Origin of the sequence: Streptococcus bovismuti (assembly GCF_042436615.2) — a bacterium.
Classification (GTDB): Bacteria; Bacillota; Bacilli; order Lactobacillales; family Streptococcaceae; genus Streptococcus.
On the sequence record NZ_JBHMFR020000003.1, the window covers coordinates 77,274 to 79,626 of the forward strand.

Sequence of the window (2,353 nt, forward strand, 5' to 3'; positions counted from 1 at the left end):
GAAAGAAAAAGCTAAAGAAGATGCAAAAGCAAAAGCCGATGCAGCGAAAACAGCGATCGACAACGCGACAACAAACGCAGGAGTGGACCAAGCTAAGGCTAACGGAACAACAGAAGTAAACAATGTAACTCCAACACCAGTAGCAAAACCAGTAGCAAAAAAAGCAGTAGAAGACGCGTTAGCTGATAAGATAAAAGAAATCGAATCAAATAACGACTTAACAGATGAAGAAAAAGCAAAAGCTAAAGAAGATGCGAAAGCCAAAGCAGACGCAGCAAAACAAGCCATCGATAACGCGACAACAAATGCAGCGGTAGAACAAGCTAAAAAAGACGGAGCGACAAGTGTATCTTCAGTCACTCCAACACCAGCAGCTAAACCGGCTGCAAAACAAGCCATCGATGACGCATTGAAAGCTAAGAATGACACGATTAATGCGAACAATGACTTAACAGACGAAGAAAAAACTGCAGCTAAGGAAGATGCAAAAGTCAAAGCCGACGCAGCGAAACAAGCCATCGACAACGCGACAACAAACGTAGGAGTGGACCAAGCTAAGGCTAACGGAACAACAGAAGTAAACAATGTAACTCCAACGCCAGTAGCGAAACCAGCGGCTAAGAAAGCAGTGGAAGACGCGTTAGCTGAGAAGATTAAAGAAATTGAAGCAAACAATGACTTAACAGACGAAGAGAAGACTGCGGCTAAAGAAGAAGCTAAAGCCAAAGCAGACGCAGCGAAGACTGCGATTGATAATGCGACAACAAACGCAGGAGTGGACCAAGCTAAGGCTAATGGAACAACAGAAGTAAACAATGTAACTCCAACACCAGTGGCGAAACCAGCAGCTAAGACAGCGATTGATAATGCGCTTAAAGTGAAAGAAGCAGAAATCGATGCTCGAGATGATCTGACAGCTGAGGAAAAAACAGCAGCTAAAGAAGAAGCGAAATCCAAAGCGGATGCAGCAAAACAAGCAGTTGATAAAGCGACGACAAATACTTACGTTGAAAATGCAAAAACTACTGGGGTAGCAGATGTAAACTCATTGAATCCAGTAGCAGTTAAGAAACCAGAGGCTAAAAAAGCAATTGATGCAGCACTTAAAGCTAAAGAAGCAGAAATTGATGCGAATAATGACTTAACAGCAGAAGAAAAATTAGCGGCTAAGGAAGAGGCTAAGAAAAAAGCAGACACGGCTAAGCAAGCAATAGATGAAGCTGATACAGACATTAAGGTTGATGTAAATAGTATATCTGGTTTAAGTGATGTAAATTCATTTAGTCCAGAACCAGTTAAGAAATCAGAGGCTAAAAAAGCAATTGAAGCAGCTCTAGAGAAAAAAATAGAAGAAATTGATGCTCGAGATGATTTAACAACTGAAGAGAAAACTGCAGCAAAAGCTGAAGCAGAAAACAAAGCTAATGAAGCGAAAGAAGCGATTGATGCAGCAGATACAGATATTAAAGTTGATGTAAATAGTATATCTGGTTTAAGTGATGTAAATTCGTTTAGTCCTGAAGCAACTAAAAAACCAGCATCTAAACAGGCAATAGATGATGCATTAAAAGCAAAAGAAGATGCAATAGATGCAAATGATGATTTAACAGCTGAAGAAAAAGCTAAAGCCAAAGCAGAAGCTAAGAAAAAAGCCGATGCAGCGAAGACTGCAATCGACAACGCGACAACAAACGCAGGAGTGGACCAAGCTAAGGCTAACGGAACAACAGAAGTAAACAATGTAAATCCAACGCCAGTAGCAAAACCAACAGCTAAAAAAGCAATAGACGATGCATTAAAAGTTAAGAACGATGCGATTGACGCGAACAACGACTTAACAGCGGAAGAAAAAGCAAAAGCTAAAGAAGATGCGAAAGCCAAAGCAGACGCAGCAAAACAAGCAATCGACAACGCGACAACAAACGCAGTGGTAGAACAAGCTAAAAAAGACGGAGCGACAAGTGTATCTTCAGTCACTCCAACACCAGCAGCTAAACCGGCTGCAAAACAAGCCATCGATGACGCATTGAAAGCTAAGAATGACACGATTGATGCGAACAATGACTTAACAGACGAAGAAAAAACTGCGGCGAAAGCTGATGCAAAAGCCAAAGCCGACGCAGCGAAACAAGCAATTGATCAAGCGACAACAAATGCAGGAGTAGACCAATCTAAGGCTAACGGAACAACAGAAGTAAACAATGTAACTCCAACACCAGTAACGAAGCCAGCAGCTAAGAAAGCAATCGACGATGCACTGAAAGCTAAGAACGACGCGATCGACGCAAACAATGACTTAACAGACGAAGAAAAAACTGCAGCTAAGGAAGATGCAAAAGTCAAAGCCGACGCA

Annotated in this window: 1 protein-coding gene; it reads left to right on the plus strand. The window is 41.7% G+C overall.

The window, feature by feature from the left end:
* A partial coding sequence (locus tag ACERDH_RS04830; RefSeq protein WP_415741909.1) for a DUF1542 domain-containing protein occupies positions 1-2,353 on the plus strand: 2,353 nt, incomplete at both ends.